Origin of the sequence: Jannaschia formosa (assembly GCF_003340555.1) — a bacterium.
Lineage (GTDB): Bacteria > Pseudomonadota > Alphaproteobacteria > Rhodobacterales > Rhodobacteraceae > Jannaschia > Jannaschia formosa.
In genome coordinates this window covers 1-17,331 of record NZ_QPLJ01000003.1, presented here as the reverse complement: position 1 = coordinate 17,331, position 17,331 = coordinate 1, and the positions used below count along the sequence as shown (strand labels likewise).

The 17,331-nt window shown below is 69.8% G+C and carries 16 protein-coding genes; 13 read left to right on the top strand and 3 right to left on the bottom strand.

Annotated features, from left to right (window positions below):
- The first annotated feature begins 83 nt into the window (after positions 1 to 83).
- On the top strand, positions 84 to 1,322 hold the full coding sequence (locus DR046_RS04480) for a Coenzyme F420 hydrogenase/dehydrogenase, beta subunit C-terminal domain (RefSeq protein WP_115380427.1): 1,239 nt from the start codon (positions 84 to 86) through the stop codon (positions 1,320 to 1,322).
- 151 nt (positions 1,323 to 1,473) lie between these two features.
- The gene (locus DR046_RS04475) at positions 1,474 to 3,210 is read left to right on the top strand and encodes an ABC transporter ATP-binding protein (protein WP_280652821.1); all 1,737 of its coding nucleotides are present in this window, start codon (positions 1,474 to 1,476) and stop codon (positions 3,208 to 3,210) included.
- Between the two features lie 21 nt (positions 3,211 to 3,231).
- On the opposite strand, the gene DR046_RS04470 is transcribed toward DR046_RS04475, so the two are convergent.
- From DR046_RS04470 to DR046_RS04460, 3 genes are all read right to left on the bottom strand, one after another.
- Positions 3,232 to 3,918, bottom strand: coding sequence for a sulfotransferase-like domain-containing protein (locus DR046_RS04470; RefSeq protein ID WP_115380425.1), 687 nt, complete (start codon positions 3,916 to 3,918; stop codon positions 3,232 to 3,234).
- Positions 3,919 to 4,168: 250 nt separating this feature from the next.
- On the bottom strand, positions 4,169 to 4,618 hold the full coding sequence (locus DR046_RS04465) for a GNAT family N-acetyltransferase (protein WP_115380423.1): 450 nt from the start codon (positions 4,616 to 4,618) through the stop codon (positions 4,169 to 4,171).
- The gene (locus DR046_RS04460; RefSeq protein WP_115380421.1) at positions 4,615 to 5,211 is read right to left on the bottom strand and encodes an HD domain-containing protein; all 597 of its coding nucleotides are present in this window, start codon (positions 5,209 to 5,211) and stop codon (positions 4,615 to 4,617) included. The genes DR046_RS04465 and DR046_RS04460 overlap by 4 nt, the downstream gene beginning before the upstream one ends.
- Before the next feature lie 122 nt (positions 5,212 to 5,333).
- Between DR046_RS04460 and DR046_RS04455 the strand changes: the two genes are divergently transcribed.
- From DR046_RS04455 to DR046_RS04405, 11 genes are all read left to right on the top strand, one after another.
- Positions 5,334 to 5,642, top strand: a complete 309-nt coding sequence (locus tag DR046_RS04455) for a hypothetical protein (protein ID WP_115380419.1) — start codon at positions 5,334 to 5,336, stop codon at positions 5,640 to 5,642.
- Positions 5,643 to 5,794: 152 nt separating this feature from the next.
- Positions 5,795 to 7,180 carry an adenosylhomocysteinase gene (ahcY, locus tag DR046_RS04450; RefSeq protein ID WP_115380417.1) on the top strand — a complete coding sequence of 462 codons (1,386 nt, stop codon included), beginning with the start codon at positions 5,795 to 5,797 and terminating at the stop codon, positions 7,178 to 7,180.
- Between the two features lie 242 nt (positions 7,181 to 7,422).
- Positions 7,423 to 8,736: a PRC-barrel domain-containing protein gene (locus DR046_RS04445; RefSeq protein WP_115380415.1), complete on the top strand. Its 1,314-nt coding sequence runs from the start codon at positions 7,423 to 7,425 to the stop codon at positions 8,734 to 8,736.
- A gap of 220 nt (positions 8,737 to 8,956) precedes the next feature.
- Positions 8,957 to 9,730: a PRC-barrel domain-containing protein gene (locus tag DR046_RS04440; protein ID WP_115380413.1), complete on the top strand. Its 774-nt coding sequence runs from the start codon at positions 8,957 to 8,959 to the stop codon at positions 9,728 to 9,730.
- Between the two features lie 154 nt (positions 9,731 to 9,884).
- On the top strand, positions 9,885 to 10,706 hold the full coding sequence (locus tag DR046_RS04435; RefSeq protein ID WP_167766877.1) for an extensin-like domain-containing protein: 822 nt from the start codon (positions 9,885 to 9,887) through the stop codon (positions 10,704 to 10,706).
- Between the two features lie 103 nt (positions 10,707 to 10,809).
- Positions 10,810 to 11,154 carry a DUF2853 family protein gene (locus tag DR046_RS04430; RefSeq protein WP_115380409.1) on the top strand — a complete coding sequence of 115 codons (345 nt, stop codon included), beginning with the start codon at positions 10,810 to 10,812 and terminating at the stop codon, positions 11,152 to 11,154.
- A gap of 32 nt (positions 11,155 to 11,186) precedes the next feature.
- Positions 11,187 to 11,675: a GFA family protein gene (locus DR046_RS04425; protein ID WP_115380407.1), complete on the top strand. Its 489-nt coding sequence runs from the start codon at positions 11,187 to 11,189 to the stop codon at positions 11,673 to 11,675.
- 169 nt (positions 11,676 to 11,844) lie between these two features.
- Positions 11,845 to 14,460 (top strand): ATP-dependent chaperone ClpB, encoded by a 2,616-nt coding sequence (clpB, locus tag DR046_RS04420; RefSeq protein ID WP_115380405.1) that lies wholly within the window; start codon positions 11,845 to 11,847, stop codon positions 14,458 to 14,460.
- Positions 14,461 to 14,644: 184 nt separating this feature from the next.
- Positions 14,645 to 15,391, top strand: a complete 747-nt coding sequence (locus DR046_RS04415; RefSeq protein ID WP_115380403.1) for a M48 family metallopeptidase — start codon at positions 14,645 to 14,647, stop codon at positions 15,389 to 15,391.
- 114 nt (positions 15,392 to 15,505) lie between these two features.
- Positions 15,506 to 16,405: a protein-methionine-sulfoxide reductase catalytic subunit MsrP gene (msrP, locus tag DR046_RS04410; protein ID WP_115380401.1), complete on the top strand. Its 900-nt coding sequence runs from the start codon at positions 15,506 to 15,508 to the stop codon at positions 16,403 to 16,405.
- Positions 16,406 to 16,408: 3 nt separating this feature from the next.
- On the top strand, positions 16,409 to 17,020 hold the full coding sequence (locus DR046_RS04405; RefSeq protein ID WP_115380399.1) for a protein-methionine-sulfoxide reductase heme-binding subunit MsrQ: 612 nt from the start codon (positions 16,409 to 16,411) through the stop codon (positions 17,018 to 17,020).
- Positions 17,021 to 17,331: the final 311 nt, after the last annotated feature.

Genomic DNA, 17,331 nt, shown 5'->3' with positions numbered 1-17,331 from the left:
CTCCGGTGGCATGGGGCGGCGGAGCGCACAAGGTCCGACGCGGGCACTGGACAGGTCCGTGCGCGGGGCGCAAAGTGTCAACCATGCGTGACACTCAGCCCCTCGACGCGCCGATCCTGCCGAAGGCCGCCCTGCGCGGCGACATGTGCACCGATTGCGGTCTGTCGCGGATGAAGCTGGCGCCGCGCTGCGGCACAGCCTGCCAGTTCACCGTGCCGGACTACCCCGCCTCCGAACTCGCGACCCACGGGGCGGCGGGCGCCGACCCGCATTTCGGCCATGTCGTCGCGATGCATCGCGCGGCGCTGCGCGATCCGGCGCCCGGCGCGCAGTGGACCGGCATCACCACCGCGCTCGCCGCCGATCTGCTGGAGCGCGGGACCGTGACTGCGGTGCTGACGCTGGCGCCCGCGCCGGACGATCCGTTCCGGCCCGTCCCCGTCATCGTCACCGATCCCGCCGACATGGCGCGGGTTCGCGGGATGCGGATGGGCTATGCCCCGCTGCTGGCCCTGCTGGAGCCGGCCATCGCCCAGGGCCATACCCGCATCGGCATCGTCGGCATCCCCTGCCAGGTCCACGCCCTGCGCGCCATCGAGGCGGAGCTGGGGCTGGAGCGGCTCTATGTCATCGGCACGCCCTGTTCCGACAACACGACCACCGCCAATTTCCACGCCTTCCTCTCCCGGCTGACCGACCGCCCGGACCGCGTAACCTATCTGGAGTTCCGCGCAGACTACCGCGTCGAGATGCGCTTCGACGACGGGGCCGTCCGGCTGATCCCGTTCCTCAAGCTGCCGCTCTCGGACCTGCCGCGCGACTTCTTCCCGCTGACCTGCCGGACCTGCACCGACTACACCAACCGTCTGGCCGACGTGACCGTGGGCTACATGGGCGGCGACGGGGCGCAGTGGCTGATCGTGCGCAACGCGCGGGGGGCCGAGATGCTGGATGGGCTCGGCGACCGGGTCGCGCTGACCGGCCTGACCACGCGAGGCAGACGCGCTTCGGCGGTGAAGGGCTTCGCCGCCAATACCGAGCGGGCGGCGGGCGGGCTGCCGTTGCGGCGGATGCCCGGCTGGTTGCGGCCCGTGGTGGCCTGGCTTCAGCCGAGGATCGGGCCGCGGGGCATGGAGTTCGCCCGCGCCCGGCTGGAGATGAAGGCCGTCGAAACGATCCTGCATCTGCGCCGTGCCGCGCCGAACCGGTTGCGCCACATGGTGCCGGACCACGTCTGGACCCTGGCCGCCCCCTACGGCCTGACCCCGCGCGACCGCGAGATGAGGGCGAAGGTCCGGAGCGACCCTCCCGCCAGCCCCTGACCTTCAGGCGAGAGCGGGGCCCTCGCCGCGACGGCCGGCAGGCGGGCCGGCCGCGCGGGGAAACGCCTCCCTGTCGCCCCGCGCGGGATCACGCCTGCGGGGGCGGCGGCGGCCATTGCCGCACGGGCGCCCGATGGTCTAAGCCCGCGCCGTGACCAGACCCCGCCATCCCTTCGCCCGCCTCTGGACGGGCTATCTCCGGCGGCACTGGCCCTGGATCCTGCTCGCCGCGCTGCTGATGGCGATCGAGGGCAGCAGCGTCGGCGCACTGGCCTACATGCTCGAGCCTATGTTCGACGTGGTCTTCGTGCAGGGCCGGTCCGATCTGGTCGCGCTGGTCGGCCTTGCCATCTTCGGCCTCTTCGCGCTGCGCGGCGTGGTCAGCGTGGCGCACCGGATCATCATGACGCGCGTGTCCTTCGACGCCTCGGCGCGGTTGCAGCAGGACCTGCTGGGCCACGTCCTCCGGCTCGACAGCGCCTATTACGCCGTCAACTCGCCCGGCCAGTTGATCGAGCGGGTGCAGGGCGACGTGCAGGCGATCCAGCTGATGTGGACCGGGATCCTGACCTCGGCGGGGCGGGACTTCGTGGGGCTGGTCTCGCTGACGGTGGTGGCGGTGCTGGTCGATCCGCTCTGGACGCTGATCGCCATCGTCGGCGCGCCGCTGCTGGTGCTGCCCAGCCTGATCGTGCAGCGCTACATCCGCAAGAAGTCCACCGCCTTGCGCGACATCGCCGGGCGGCGGACGACGCGGCTGGACGAGATCTTCCACGGCATCGCGCCGATCAAGCTGAACGCGATGGAAGCCTACCAGGAAGGCCGCTTCCGCGCCTCGACCGAGGCCATGGTCCGTGCCACGGTGCGCGCCCGGGCCGGGCAGGCGACGGTGCCGGCGCTGGTCGACTTCTCGGTCGGGGCCGGGTTCTTCGCGGTGCTGATGTATGGCGGGCCGCAGATCATCGCGGGCGAGAAGACCATCGGCGAGTTCATGTCCTTCTTCACCGCCATGGCGCTGGCCTTCCAGCCGTTGCGGCGGCTGGCCGACCTGTCGGGCAGCTGGCAGACGATGATGGCCTCGCTGGAGCGGATCTATGCCCTGCGCGACACCGTGCCGACGATCCTCGAGCCTCCCGCGTCCGTCGCCGAGACCGGGGAGGTCGGGATCGTCTTCGAGGACGTGGCGCTGTCCTACGGCGACAACCCGGTGCTGCGCGGGGTCAGCTTCGAGGTGCCGCAGGGGACCACGACGGCGCTGGTCGGGTTGTCGGGGGCGGGAAAGTCGACGCTTTTCAACGTGCTGACCCGCCTTGTCGACCCGTCCTCCGGGCGCGTGACCATCGGCGGGCGCGACATCCGCGACCGCAAGCTGGCCGACCTGCGGGCGCTGTTCTCGGTCGTCAGCCAGGACACGCTGCTCTTCGACGAGACGCTGCGCGAGAACCTGACGCTGGGCCGCGAGGTGCCCGAGGCGCGGTTGCAGGCCGCGCTCGACGCGGCCCATGTCACGGATTTTCTTGCCGATCTGCCCGCCGGCCTCGAGTCGCCTGCAGGCCCGCGCGGCGCCAACCTGTCGGGCGGGCAGCGCCAGCGGGTGGCCATTGCGCGGGCGCTGTTGCGGGACACGCCGATCCTGCTTCTGGACGAGGCGACGAGCGCGCTGGACACGAAGTCCGAGAAGCTGGTGCAGGAGGCGCTGGCGGCGCTGTCGACGAACCGGACGACGCTGGTGATCGCGCATCGGCTGTCGACGGTGCAGGACGCGGACCAGATCGTCGTGCTCGACAAGGGGCGCGTGGTCGAGCGGGGGACGCATGAGGAACTGCTGGCGCGCGACGGAATCTACGCGCAGCTGCACGGGATGCAGGTTCGGGACGAGGCGTCCTAACCCCGTGGCATATCTGGTGTTTCAGACCCGCAAGGCGCGGCTGCGCAGGGCCTCGTAGAAGGGCAGGGCGGCGCGGAGGAGGTCGGGCGTGTCGACCTCCGGCATGGGGCCCTCGGGGCCGGCGAAGCCGGTGGAGCGGTGGACGGCGCCGTACCAGTGGGCGGCCCAGACGCCGTCCTTCTGATGCCCTCCGGCGGGCCAGGAAAGCATCGCCTCTGACCAGGGGAGCCCGATCTCGGCGCAGAGTTTCTGCAGCATCGCCCGTGGGTTGCGGCGCAGGTCCTCGGTGTCGACCACGATGCCGCCGAGCCGGTCGTAGAGCGTGGCCTGCCCGGCGAAGGCGATCGCCTCCTCGCTCAGCGCGTCGTGCTTTTCGCGGAAGCTGGCGATGACGCGGGCGGGGTGGCGGATCAGGTGGACATGGGCGCAGCCCTCGGCCCAGCCGAGCGGCATGCCGTCCATGTGCTGGGCCATATGCTTCTGATAGACATGGGGATTCCCCTCCTGCGCGCAGAGCGCGGCGACCGCCTCGGGCTCGGTCGGCTGGGAAGCCAGGACCGCCTCGCGCATCGGGTGGGGAAGGCCGGTGCGGGCGAGGAAGGCGGCGTAGAAGGGCTCGTCCATGACGTCGCAATCGGGCCGGTTGCCGAAGGAATACATCATCGCGGTCGAGAGGTTCCGGGGGCCGGACCAGGCGGCGATTCTCATGGGTGATCCACGGGTGACGAAGGGGTGATCTGGGTCATACGCGATTTCTGCACATGTCTTGCCGGATTGCTCCGGATGGTTTGCAAAAGCGTCGGCCCGGGAGGGGAGTCGACGGAGGCTTCGCTGCCCTTTCTCACATGGCGGCGCGTTCTGGAAGCGATGGGGCCGGCGCCACGGGCGGGGGGGGCGCCGGAGATCGTTCCGGCGAAGCTGGCGCCAGGGCCGCGTGCCCCGGGTCGCGGGTCCGGCGTCAGAGGTCGAAGCGCTTGATGACCTTGTCCCCGGTCCGGAGCCAATCCTCGAAGCCGCGCGAGCGGTAGTAGGCCTGCCCGCCCTCGTTCCCGGGCGCGATCCGCGCAGCGATCCAGGCGAAGCCCGCCGCCTTCGCCGCCGCGCGGGTGGCGTCGAACAGGCGGCTGCCGACGCCCAGCCCGTGCGAGCCGAGCGCCACGAAGGTGGCGATGTCGCAGGCGTCCTCGGGCAGGCCCGGATGGCGCCCGATCCACTGGAAGCCGAGGATCTCGCCGTCGCTTTCGGCCACGTGCCAGATATCGGCCTCCTGCATCCAGTCGCGCAGGTCCGCGCCGGTCACCGGCTCGGTCATCGCTGTCGTGCCGCCCTGGGCGATGATCGCGTTGAGCAGCGTCGCCATCGCGCCCGCGTCGAAGGGGCGCGCCGGGCGGACATGGAGGCGGGTCATGCGGCGTCCCGTTCGGCCGAGAGGGTGGCGTGGCGGTCGAGGAAGGCCGCCCGCGCCTCGGCCGGGGGGCGCAGCGTGACGCCGAGGCCGCGCAGCGAGGCCAGGTTGGGGCGGCCGAAATAGCGGTCGGCCTCGGCCTCGGTGAAGCCTGCGATCTGCGTCGCCTCAAGCCAGGCCGAGATCCGGTCGGCCTTCTTGATGCGCCGCTTGAGCCGCTGCGGCGTCGCCGCCGGAAGACCGAAGCGGAGGTTGATCGCGGTCTGCAGCCGTTCGTCGAGCGCCTCGTAATCGGGCCCGACCGCCGATTTTACGGGCGAGATCATGTCGCCGATCACGTATTCCGGGGCGTCGTGCAGCAGCGCCGCCAGCCGCTCCGCCGGCGTGGAGGGGCCGAGCCGGTCCAGGATGTCGACCACGAGCAGCGAATGCTCGGCGACGGAATAGGGCCAGTCGCCAAGGGTCTGGCCGTTCCAGCGCGCGACGAAGGCGAGACCGTGGGCGATGTCCGCGATCTCGATATCCATGGGCGTCGGGTCCAGCAGGTCGAGCCTGCGGCCCGACAGCATCCTCTGCCATGCGCGCATCCGTGCCATGGCCGATGCCTGCCGCTGGCGAAGCCGTGATGCAACCAAATCGGCGGCCCGGGGGTAAGGATTTAGAGGGAGGCGAGGGATAACGGTGCCACGGCGCCCTCAATCACCGGAGGAAGACCGGAATGAAGACGACGATCCCAACCCTCATCGCCGCGGCGATGCTCCTCACCCCCGGCCTCGCCCAGGCGCAGGGCCTGTCCTGCGCCCCGCGCGAGAGGATCGTGGAGAAGCTGCTCGACACCTATGGCGAGAACTTCTCGGGCGGCGGCCTGCAGAGCGACAGCGCCGTCTACGAGGTCTGGACCTCGGCCGAGCAGGGCACCTGGACGATCCTGCTGACGCGGCCCAACGGCATCTCCTGCGTGATGGCGGCGGGCACCGACTGGCGGCCGCAGCTGGAGCGGCACATCGTCAAGGGCGTCGAGTCCTGAAGACGCACACCCGGGGCGGAGCCTGCGCCCCGGGAAGGTCGACCGACCCGAACACCCCTGCCTGACAGCCCGTCCCGCTGCACCCGGCCGCATTGAAGCGCCGGCGGTCGCCTGTTACGCCGCGCCCCAAGCAGATTTCGCAGGAGCGCGCGATGAAGGACTACGTCGTCAAGAATATCGACCTCGCCGGCTATGGCCGCAAGGAACTGGACATTGCCGAGACGGAGATGCCGGGGCTGATGGCGCTGCGCTCCGAATATGGCGAGGCGCAGCCGCTGAAGGGCGCGCGCATCGTCGGCTCGCTGCACATGACGATCCAGACCGCCGTCCTGATCGAGACGCTGAACGCGCTGGGCGCCGACGTGCGCTGGGCGTCGTGCAACATCTTCTCGACCCAGGACCATGCCGCCGCCGCCATCGCCGCGGGCGGCACGCCGGTCTTCGCGATCAAGGGCCAGTCGCTGGAGGAGCACTGGGACTATCTCGACCGCTCGTTCCAGTTCCCCGACGGCCCGAACATGATCCTCGACGATGGCGGGGACGCGACGCTCTATGTCCTGCTCGGCGCGCGGATGGAGGCGGGCGAGGACGTGCTGGCCGTGCCGACCTCCGAGGAGGAAGAGGTCATCAAGGCGCAGATCCGGAAGCGCATGAAGGAGAGCCCGGGCTGGTTCACGAAGACGCGCGACCAGATCCGGGGCGTCTCGGAAGAGACGACGACCGGCGTCCACCGGCTCTATGAACTGCACAAGAAGGGGCTGCTGCCCTTCCCGGCGATCAACGTGAACGATTCCGTCACCAAGTCGAAGTTCGACAACAAGTACGGCTGCAAGGAATCGCTGGTCGACGGCATCCGCCGCGCCACCGACACCATGATGGCCGGCAAGGTCGCGGTCGTGATGGGCTATGGCGACGTCGGCAAGGGATCGGCCGCGTCGCTGGCGGGCGCGGGCGCGCGGGTCATCGTCACCGAGGTCGACCCGATCTGCGCGCTGCAGGCCGCGATGGACGGCTTTCAGGTCACCGTGCTGGAGGACGTGGTCAAGACCGCCGACATCTTCGTCACCACCACCGGCAACAAGGACGTCATCCGCATCGAGCACATGCGCGAGATGAAGGACATGGCGATCGTCGGCAACATCGGCCATTTCGACAACGAGATCCAGGTCGCCAGCCTGAAGAACCACAAGTGGACGAACATCAAGGAACAGGTCGACATGATCGAGATGCCCTCGGGCAATCGCATCATCCTCCTGTCCGAGGGGCGTCTTCTGAACCTCGGGAACGCGACGGGGCACCCGTCCTTCGTGATGTCGGCCAGCTTCACCAACCAGGTGCTGGCGCAGATGGAGCTCTGGCAGAAGGGCGACGAGTATGCGCCCGGCGTCTACATCCTGCCCAAGCATCTCGACGAGAAGGTCGCGCGGCTGCATCTGGGCCGGATCGGCGTGAAGCTGACGCAGATCTCGAAGGAGCAGGCGGACTATATCGGCGTGCCGCAGGAGGGCCCCTACAAGCCCGAGCATTACCGCTACTGAGCGGGGGAGGGCCGCGCCCGGTGCGGGCGGCGGTCCCCCTGGGGCGGCGGGGAGAGCCTCGCCGCCTTGCGGCGTTTTGGTGGGGTTTGCGACCCCGGGTCCGCGATTTCCGCACCGGATCGTAACGATCCCAACGCACGAAACCGCACGTTGTTCCCGCGTCACTTTTTGATGCGAATCCGGGAACGCAGCCCCCGATCAACCGTTGTCTAGCCACTGCAAACACGCAACGGGAGATTCCCATGAACACGCACAAGCTTTTGTTGAGTGGCGTGGCTACGGCCGCGCTTCTCGCCGGTTCGGCCTTCGCCCAGCAAGCCGATCTCGATGGCAACACCGAATATCAGGATTCGTATCTTGAGAACGCCCTGATGGACCCGTCCGGCGCGCCCGCGCTCGACCCCGAGGGCAACCCGCTCTACGCCGATGTCGAAGGCTACGTCGTCGACATGGAAGGTAACCGCGTCGTCGATACCTCCGGTTCCGAAGTGACCGTCGAACTGGCCGGCTTCGTCCTCATGGACGAGACGAGCCAGGTGGAGACGACCACCGCGACCGCCGATGCGATGGGCGGCCAGATCGTGGTCGAGCAGCCCGACGCTCAGGTCTCGGTGGACGTGGCCGACCCGCAGGTGACCGTCGACCAGGCGCAGCCCGAGGTGCTCGTCGAGCAGGCCCAGCCCGAGGTCGTCGTGACCGTCGCCGAGCCGACCGTCACGGTCGAGCAGCAGGCTCCGATCATCACGATCGAGCAGGCGCAGCCCGAAGTGACCGTCCGCATTCCCGAGCCGACCGTCACCGTGCGCATGCCCGAGCCCGACGTGAACGTCGCGACCGCGCAGCCCAGCGTCAACGTCGAGCAGCCCCAGCCGATCGTGCGCTTCGTGCGCCCCGAGCCGAGCATCACGATCGAGGAAGCCGAGCCGAACGTGCGCGTCACCTCGGCCGAGCCTGAGGTTCGCGTGAACGAGGCCGGCGCCGCGGCCGTGGCGATCGAGCAGGCGGAAGCCAATGTCGAGATCCAGTCCGAGGGCGACGGCCAGGTCCGCGTCTCCGAGGCCGATCCGGTCGTGAACATCGAAGAGGCCGAAGAAGCCGCCGTTGCGGTCGAGCAGGCCGAGCCCCGGGTTCAGGTCGAGCAGTCCGAAGAGGCCAACATCATCGTCTCCGATCAGGAGCGCATGATGGACACTCAGGAGGTCGGCACGCTGACGACTGAGCGTCAGGTCGCGGAAGGCCGTGGTCTCTATGGCGCCTTCGCCGAGACCCGCGTCGCCGATGTCGTCGGCATGAGCGTCTTGGGCTCGACCGGCAGCGATGTGGGCGATGTCGACCGCCTGATCGCCATGGACGGCACCCCGATGGCCATCGTCGGCGTCGGCGGATTCCTCGGCCTTGGCGAGCACAACGTCGCCATCCCGCTGGACCGCTTCTCGCTGACCGAGGACGGGCTGATCCTCGACGCGGTCACCGAGGACGAACTGGAGCGGATGCCCGAATGGAACGAGACGGGCCGCGTGATGCCGCTCGACGCGATGATCGGCGACTCCTACTGATCGCGCCTGACTCCGGACCCTGAGCCGGACGAGGACAGGGCCCCGCCATCATAGCGGGGCCCTTTTTGCGTTTGTGGGTCCGATGGGCGGCCGGGTGCCGACGGTACGCCGGGGCGCGGGCGGCCTCTCGCCGGCCGGCGCATATGTTTCCGGGGGGCGGGAACGCGGGGCAGGGCGTGGCGTTCGCTGTGCACAGCAACCCAGCTATGGACGCCAACCCATGAAAACCTACAGCACACTTCTGAGCGGCATCGCCGCCGCGGCGCTGATCTCGGGCGCCGCATTCGCCCAGACCGCCGACAGCCAGGTCGAGACCGGGGACGGCGACCTCGCCGCCCAGAGCGAGGACGGCACGCTGATCCTGCGCAACCGGGGGAGCGACGTCGCCGAAGGCGAACTCGAAACCGAGGAGACCATCGTCCCGGACGCGGCGACCCTTGAGACCGTTCCCGCCGGGGAGGACGAGGAGGACGGGGCGATGGCCGCCGGGACCGAGGCCGTCGAGGAAGGCTCCGATGCCGGGGCCGACGGCCCTGCGATGGCCGAAGGCGGCGATGCGGAAGCGACGACGGTCGCGCCCGAGACGGGGATGGCCGCCGGATCGGGCGACGCAGCGACCGGCGACGGCGCCGAAGCGGACACCGCGGTCGCCGGGGACGCGGAGGCGCCGGCGGGCGAAGGGCTCTATGGCGCCTTTGCCAATATGCGCGTCTCGGACCTGGTGGGCATGAACGTGCTGGGCGGCACCGGCGAGCGGCTTGGCGAGGTCGACCGTCTCGTCGATGTCGGCGGTACGCCGAACGCCATCGTCGGCGTCGGCGGCTTCCTCGGCTTCGGCGAGCGCGACATCGCCATCCCGCTCGACCGCTTCTCGCAGACGGAGGAGGGGCTGAGGCTCGACGCCCTGACCGAGGAGGAGCTCGAGGCGATGCCGGAATGGGACGAATCGGGTGAGGAGATGCCGGCCGAGATGACCGTGGGCGAGGCGCTGTAGACGCCCCATCGGTGACGGTTTCGGGGCCCCGCCGCCATGGCGGGGCCCTTTTGCGTGGCCGATGCGCCGATTCGGGATACCTCCTGCACGGCGGGCGGGGCGGGGCCGCGGCGCGCCGTTCCCGGGCCGCGCCGCGGCGTCTATGTCACGGGGCATGACCATGACAGAGATCGACAGGCCGCACCCGATCCTGCGCCCCGCGCCGCCGGAGCCCGAGGAGCTGCGCCGCGCGCTGATGGCGCCGGACGCCGCGCCCGCTCCGCGGCGGCGGCGGCCCTGGCGACTGCTGGCGGAGATCGTGCCGACGCTCCTGTCGCTGGCCGCGTTGATCGGGGCGGGCTTCTGGCTGCTGACGGCGCCGGACACGCCGCTCGCCCCCGAATGGAACCCGACCGAGGCGCTGGACCTGACCCACCCGGTCACGCCCCTGACCGGGTTCAAGCTGCGCCGGGCGCTGGCGGGCGAGGAGAGCTGTCTCGCGGCACTGTCGACCGGGGCGGCGTTCGAGGCCATGGCGCCGCTCCGGTCCGGGGAGAGCTGCGGCATCGTCCCGCGCGTAGACCTGCGCGGCGTCGGCGGGGCGTGGGTCGCGCCGGTGGAGACGACCTGCGGGACGGCGCTGCGCCTCGCTATGTGGGAGAAGGCCGTGGTCGCCGAGGCGGGCGCCCTGCTCGGCAGCCCGGTCGCGGGGTTGAGCCACCAGGGCAGTTACAATTGCCGCGCGATCCGCGGCGGCGAACGGATGAGCAGCCACGCCAACGCGCTCGCCATCGACATCAACGGGGTCGTCCTGGAGGATGGCCGCCGCCTGCCGCTTCTGGACAACTGGGAGGGCGAGGGCCCGGAGGCGCGGTTCTGGCGCGCCCTGCGCGACGGCGGTTGCGACTGGTTCGGCACCGTGCTCGGCCCGGATTACGACGCCAACCATGCCGACCACCTGCACCTGCAGTCGAGCGGGCGGGGCACCTGCCGATAGCCGGGGCCGGGCGAGTTTTCCTTTGCGTCACCCGGCCGGCCATGGCTGAACTGTCCCCGGGGCCGCGCGGGGACGCGGCCGGGACCAGGCGAAAGGGGACGGCATGAGCAAGCGCGACGAGCTGATCGGCAAGTATACCAACGACCTGAAGACCAGGGCCGGTGAGGCGGACCCGGATGTCGACCTGCTCCGCAAGGTCACGATCGCCTGCGGGCCGTCGATCTACAACCGCGACAGCGAGACCGTCTCCTCCAGCTCGCCGGGCGAGATGGCGACGGTGAAGAACAACTTCCTGATCCGGAAGCTGGGCCTGTCGGACGGGCCGTCGCTGGACGAGGGGCTGGCGGCGGTGATCGAGAGATACGGCCGCTCCAACACCTCCAAGTATCGCGCCGTGTTCTACTATCTGCTGACCCGGCATTTCGGGAAGGAAGCCGTCTTCCGGTGACGGATCGCCTCGCCGGAAGGGGGAGGGACGCCATGGACAGGGGCCACGAAGGGCGCTGCCTGTGCGGCAGGGTCGGATACGCCACGGCGGGCGATCCGCTCTGGGTGACGGTCTGCTACTGCCGGTTCTGCCAGCGGGCGACGGGGTCGGACCGAATGATCGAGCCGATCTTCGAGCGCGCCGACCTGACCTTCACCGGGGCCGCGCCGGCCGTCTACACCTTGCCTTCCGAGGGAAGCGGCAAGGACATCCATGTCCATTTCTGCGCCGATTGCGGGACCAAGCTGGCGCTGACCTTCGCGCGCTGGCCGGACCGGATCGGGATCTACATCGGCACGCTCGATGATCCGGCCGCGATCGCGGTCACGCCGGAGAACAGCAAGCACATCTTCACCGGCGAGGCGCGGCCGGGAACGATCCTGCCGGCGGGGGTCAGGACCTACGCGCGCCACGCGACCGAGAACGACGGCACCCCGCTGGAGCCGGTCGTGCATGCCGCGCCGCGCCTCGTCGGCGGCTGAGTCCGCGCGGGTCCGCCGGGGGCGGACTGCCTTGCTACGACCGGCATTTTTTGCCCCGCGGCGAGGTTGCACATCCGCAACAGTCCTCCCATCTCCGTGATGAGGCCCGAGGGGTCCGTGCCGAAGTCGGGCGGACCGGGAGCGGGCGCTTGTCAGAGGAGTGTGAGGCATGAACCTCGAGAAATTCACCGAACGCGCGCGCGGATTCCTGCAGGCCGCGCAGACCATCGCGACCCGCGAAGGGCACCAGCAGCTGATGCCGGAGCATCTGCTCAAGGCCATCATGGACGATGAGCAGGGCATGGCCGCCAATCTGATCGCCGCCGCCGGTGGCGCGCCCGCGCGGGTGCGCGAGGCGGTCGATCTGGCCGTCGGCAAGCTGCCGGTCGTGTCGGGCGACGCGGGCGGCGTGATGATGTCGCGTGGTCTGGCGCAGGTGCTGGCCGAGGCCGAGAAGGTTGCGCAGAAGGCGGGCGACAGCTTCGTTCCGGTGGAGCGGGTGCTGATGGCGCTGGCCATGGTCAAGTCCAAGGCCAGGGAAGCGCTGGAGGCCGGCGCGGTGAACGCGCAGGGCCTGAACGGCGCGATCAACGAGGTGCGGCAGGGGCGCAAGGCCGACACGGCTTCGGCCGAGGACAGCTACGAGGCGCTGAAGAAATACGCCCGCGACCTGACCGAGGCGGCCCGGGACGGCAAGATCGACCCGATCATCGGCCGTGACGAGGAAATCCGCCGCGCGATGCAGGTGCTGAGCCGCCGGACCAAGAATAACCCCGTCCTGATCGGCGAGCCGGGCGTCGGCAAGACTGCCATCGCCGAGGGGCTCGCCCTGCGGATCGTCGACGGCGACGTGCCGGAGAGCCTGCGCAACAAGAAGCTGATGGCGCTCGACATGGGCGCGTTGATCGCGGGCGCGAAGTATCGCGGCGAGTTCGAGGAGCGGCTGAAGGCCGTGCTGTCCGAAGTGACGGCGGCCGCGGGCGAGATCATCCTGTTCATCGACGAGATGCACACGCTGGTCGGGGCCGGGAAGGCCGATGGCGCGATGGATGCCGCCAACCTCATCAAGCCGGCGCTGGCGCGGGGCGAGCTGCATTGCGTGGGCGCCACGACGCTCGACGAGTACCGCAAGTATGTCGAGAAGGACGCGGCCCTGGCCCGGCGGTTCCAGCCGCTGATCGTCGACGAGCCGACGGTCGAGGACACCATCTCGATCCTGCGCGGCATCAAGGAGAAGTACGAGCTGCACCACGGCGTGCGGATCTCGGACTCGGCCCTGGTGGCGGCGGCGACGCTGTCGAACCGCTACATCACCGACCGGTTCCTGCCCGACAAGGCGATCGACCTGATGGACGAGGCCGCCTCGCGGCTGCGGATGGAGGTCGATTCGAAGCCCGAGGAGCTGGACGCGCTCGACCGCGACATCCTGCAGAAGCAGATCGAGGTCGAAGCCCTGCGGCTGGAGGACGACCAGGCCTCGAAGGACCGGCTGGAGAAGCTGGAGCGGGAGCTGTCGGACCTGCAGCAGCAATCGGCCGAGATGACCGCCAAGTGGCAGGCCGAGCGCGACAAGCTGGATGCCGCCCGCACCCTCAAGGAGGAGCTGGACCACGCCCGCGTCGAGCTGGACCAGGCCAAGCGCGAGGGCAACTTCGCCCGCGCCGGCGAGCTGCAATACGGCCGGATCCCCGAGCTTGAGCGCAAGCTGGGCGAGGCGGAGGCCGGCGACAACGACGTCATGGTCGAGGAGGCCGTGCGCCCCGAGCAGATCGCGTCCGTGGTCGAGCGCTGGACCGGCGTGCCCGTGTCCAAGATGCTGGAGGGCGAGCGCGACAAGCTCTTGCGCATGGAGGACGAGCTGGGCCGCCGCGTCATCGGGCAGCGCCAGGCGGTGACCGCCGTGGCCAACGCCGTGCGCCGGGCGCGTGCGGGGCTCAACGACGAGGCGCGGCCGCTGGGCAGCTTCCTGTTCCTCGGGCCGACCGGCGTCGGCAAGACCGAGCTGACCAAGACGCTGGCCGAGTTCCTGTTCGACGACGAGCACGCGATGGTGCGCATCGACATGTCGGAGTTCATGGAGAAGCACTCCGTCGCCCGCCTGATCGGCGCGCCTCCGGGCTATGTCGGTTATGACGAAGGCGGCGTGCTGACCGAGGCCGTCAGGCGCAGGCCCTATCAGGTCGTGCTGTTCGACGAGGTCGAGAAGGCGCATCCGGACGTGTTCAACGTGCTGCTTCAGGTGCTGGACGACGGCGTGCTGACCGACGGTCAGGGCCGGACGGTCGACTTCAAGCAGACGCTGATCGTGCTGACCTCGAACCTCGGCAGCCAGGCGCTGAGCCAGCTGCCGGAGGGCGCGGATGCCGCCCGGGCCAAGCGGGACGTGATGGACGCGGTCCGGGCGCATTTCCGGCCGGAGTTCCTGAACCGGCTGGACGAGACGATCATCTTCGACCGGCTCGCCCGTGAGGACATGGACGGGATCGTCGACATCCAGATCGCGCGGCTGGCCAAGCGGCTGGCGGGGCGCAAGATCCGGCTGGAGCTGGACGACAGCGCCCGGAAGTGGCTGGCCGAGGAGGGCTACGACCCGGTCTTCGGCGCGCGTCCCCTGAAGCGCGTGATCCAGCGGTCGCTGCAGAACCAGCTGGCCGAGATGATCCTGGCCGGCGAGGTCGCGGACGACAGCGTCGTCCCGGTGCGCGCCACGCCGGACGGGTTGATGATCGGCGAGCGTCTCGCCTCCTCGGACCGGACGCCGCCGATGGATGCGGTGGTCCACTGACGCGATGCGATGCAGGGGCGGGCCTTCGGGCCCGCCCCTTTGCGTCCGGGTCCCGGTCTGAAGAAGACGCCGGGGCGACGGGCGCCCCCTCCCTCGCGGGGTCCGGGTCCACGGACCCGGGCTGCGACCACCCGTGAAACCGCGGCGGCAGGGAACCGCCTTCCCGGGCCGAGGTTCCCTCCACATGACCTGTTCCTGCCACGGCTTCTCCCGCCGCGCCTTCCTGACCGGCGCCGCCGTCTCTCCGCTTGCCCTGTCCGGTTGCGACCGGCTTCCCCTGCTGGTCTCGGAGGCGGAGGCCGCCGAGATGGGAAGGCTCGCCTGGGACGACATCCGCGCCAGGACCCCCGCCAGCCGGGACGCCACCGCGCGCGAGACCGTCGCCCGCGTCGCCTCGCGCCTGCTGGCCGCCTCGGGCAAGGACCCGGCCGGCTGGGAGCTGGGCGTCTTCGCCGGGGACACCGTCAACGCCTTCGCGCTGCCCGGCAACAGGATCGGCGTCTACGAAGGGATGGTCCGGCTCGCGGCCTCCGAGGGGGAGCTGGCGGCGGTGATCGGCCACGAGATCGGGCATCTCGACGCGGACCATTCGCGCGAGCGGATGAGCGCGCAGAAGGCCGGGACCGGCGCGATGCGGCTGATCGCGTGGCTGCTGAACCTGGGCGAGATCGAATATGCCGAGGAGATCGCGGGCGCGCTGGGCGTCGGGATCGAGTTCGGCATCCTTCGCCCCTACGGCCGCGACCAGGAGACGGAGGCCGACCTTCTGGGCGTCACGACGATGGCGAGTGCCGGATACGACCCGCGGGCGGCGATCGCGCTCTGGACGAAGATGGGCGCGCGCTCCGGTCGCGGACCGGAGTTCCTGGCGACCCATCCAAGCCCGCGTTCGCGGATCGAGGCGCTGGAGGCGGCGATCGCCCAGGCCTGACCGCCGCTTTGGGCCTCGCGGCGGCTTACATTGTCGTGAGCCGGTGCAACCTTCACCCCCGGGCCGTCGGAAACGCGCTATGTCTCCGCGAGCGCGAGACCCGAGGAGCACCGCATGTACAAGCCCGACCTGACCCGAGCGGACGTGACGCCCGAAGCCGCCTGGCTCAACCGCCGCCAGCTGATCGCGGCGCTGGGCGCCGGATCGGTCGCGGGGGCGAGCCTGAGCTTCGCCGCCCGCGCGCAGGAGGCGCTGGAGCCCAACACCTGGGAGCAGATCACCGGCTACAACAACTTCTACGAGTTCGGGACCGGCAAGACCGACCCGGCCCAATACGCGGGCGAAATGGTCACCGATCCCTGGACGGTCACGGTCGACGGGCTGGTGGACAATCCCGGCGAGTACTCCCTCGCGGAGCTGATCGGCGACATCCCCACCGAGGAACGCATCTACCGCTTCCGCTGCGTCGAGGCCTGGTCGATGGTCATCCCCTGGAACGGGTTCGAGCTGAACAGGCTGCTCGCCAAGGTCGGCGTGCAGGAGGGCGCGCGCCATGTCGCCTTCGAGACGGCGGTGCTGCCGGAGGTGATGCCGGGCGTGAACTACCCGATCCTCGACTGGCCCTATCGCGAGGGGCTGCGGCTGGACGAGGCGATGCATCCGCTGACGATCATGGCGACCGGCATCTACGGCCGCCCGATCCCGAACCAGAACGGCGCCCCGATGCGGCTGGTCGTGCCGTGGAAATACGGCTTCAAGTCGATCAAGAGCATCGTGCGCATCAGCCTCGTCGCCGAGGAGCCTTTCGCGACCTGGAACCAGAGCCAGCCCAGCGAATACGGCTACTACGCCAACGTGAACCCGGAGGTGGACCATCCCCGCTGGTCCCAGGCAAGCGAGCGGGTGATCGGCAGCGGGCTCTTCGCGCGCCGCCAGGACACGCTGATGTTCAACGGCTATGCCGATCAGGTCGCGTCGCTCTACGAGGGCATGGACCTGACGGAGAAGTTCTGAGCGATGGCGCTGGCCGCGACCGCTCTCGGCCCGACCCTGTCGGGCCTTGCCCGCAAGCTGCCGACCTGGCCGGTCTACGTCCTGGGGCTGGTCCCCGGCGGGGTCGTCGCCTGGAACGGGGTCACGGCGGTCGCGGACGGGGTCGACGTGCTGCTTCACGGCTTCGGCGAGCTCGGATTGCAGTTCCTGCTCGCCTCGCTGGTCGTCACGCCGCTGCTGCGCTTCGCGCGGATCAACCTCGTGAAGTTCCGCAAGGCGCTGGGGCTTCTGTCGGTCCTCTACCTGTCGCTTCATTTCGCGGTGTGGCTGCTGCTGGACCTGCAGCTGCGCTGGGGGCTGATCGGCTCCGAGATCGTGAAGCGGCCCTATCTGACCATCGGCTTCGCGGCCTTCGTGATGCTGCTGCCCCTCGCCGCGACCAGCTGGCAGGGCGCGATGAGGCGCCTCGGCGCGGCGGGCTGGGCGCGTCTCCATCGGCTCGTCTATCCGGCAGTGATCCTCGGCGGCATCCACCATGTCATGCAGGAGAAGGTCTGGCTGACCGAGGCGCTGGTCTACCTCGCCGCGGCGCTGCTGCTGGTGGGGCTGCGCGGGCTCTGGATTCGCCGCTGGTAGGGCAGGGGGACCTGTCCGACCCTGCGTCACCTGCCCAAGAGTTGGGCATCTCTCCCTTGCGAGTCGGGGATCCGAGACGGCGCAAGCGGCCAGACATGCCGCGTCGCCGAAAAAATCTTCCCGCAAGTCTCTGACTATAAACGATGTTCGCGCCGCGTTCAAAAAAAGTACATGTTTGGGCGAAAAAGGCCTTGCGGGTCTTCGGTGTCATCCGTAAATCCCCCTTCACCGGCGGCGCTGAGGGCGCGGTTGGGAGCCGGAGGGAACGACGGGGCTGAAGCTTCGAAGGGCCTGGGCAGACAACTTCGGAC

Bases quoted from the DNA above. Each gene is read 5' to 3' on its own strand.
- DR046_RS04480 (WP_115380427.1), top strand. From the start codon at position 84: ATGCGTGACACTCAGCCCCTCGACGCGCCGATCCTGCCGAAGGCCGCC.
- DR046_RS04470 (WP_115380425.1), bottom strand. From the start codon at position 3,918: ATGAGAATCGCCGCCTGGTCCGGCCCCCGGAACCTCTCGACCGCGATG.
- DR046_RS04465 (WP_115380423.1), bottom strand. From the start codon at position 4,618: ATGACCCGCCTCCATGTCCGCCCGGCGCGCCCCTTCGACGCGGGCGCG.
- DR046_RS04460 (WP_115380421.1), bottom strand. From the start codon at position 5,211: ATGGCACGGATGCGCGCATGGCAGAGGATGCTGTCGGGCCGCAGGCTC.
- DR046_RS04455 (WP_115380419.1), top strand. From the start codon at position 5,334: ATGAAGACGACGATCCCAACCCTCATCGCCGCGGCGATGCTCCTCACC.
- ahcY (WP_115380417.1), top strand. From the start codon at position 5,795: ATGAAGGACTACGTCGTCAAGAATATCGACCTCGCCGGCTATGGCCGC.
- DR046_RS04445 (WP_115380415.1), top strand. From the start codon at position 7,423: ATGAACACGCACAAGCTTTTGTTGAGTGGCGTGGCTACGGCCGCGCTT.
- DR046_RS04440 (WP_115380413.1), top strand. From the start codon at position 8,957: ATGAAAACCTACAGCACACTTCTGAGCGGCATCGCCGCCGCGGCGCTG.
- DR046_RS04435 (WP_167766877.1), top strand. From the start codon at position 9,885: ATGACCATGACAGAGATCGACAGGCCGCACCCGATCCTGCGCCCCGCG.
- DR046_RS04430 (WP_115380409.1), top strand. From the start codon at position 10,810: ATGAGCAAGCGCGACGAGCTGATCGGCAAGTATACCAACGACCTGAAG.
- DR046_RS04425 (WP_115380407.1), top strand. From the start codon at position 11,187: ATGGACAGGGGCCACGAAGGGCGCTGCCTGTGCGGCAGGGTCGGATAC.
- clpB (WP_115380405.1), top strand. From the start codon at position 11,845: ATGAACCTCGAGAAATTCACCGAACGCGCGCGCGGATTCCTGCAGGCC.
- DR046_RS04415 (WP_115380403.1), top strand. From the start codon at position 14,645: ATGACCTGTTCCTGCCACGGCTTCTCCCGCCGCGCCTTCCTGACCGGC.
- msrP (WP_115380401.1), top strand. From the start codon at position 15,506: ATGTACAAGCCCGACCTGACCCGAGCGGACGTGACGCCCGAAGCCGCC.
- DR046_RS04405 (WP_115380399.1), top strand. From the start codon at position 16,409: ATGGCGCTGGCCGCGACCGCTCTCGGCCCGACCCTGTCGGGCCTTGCC.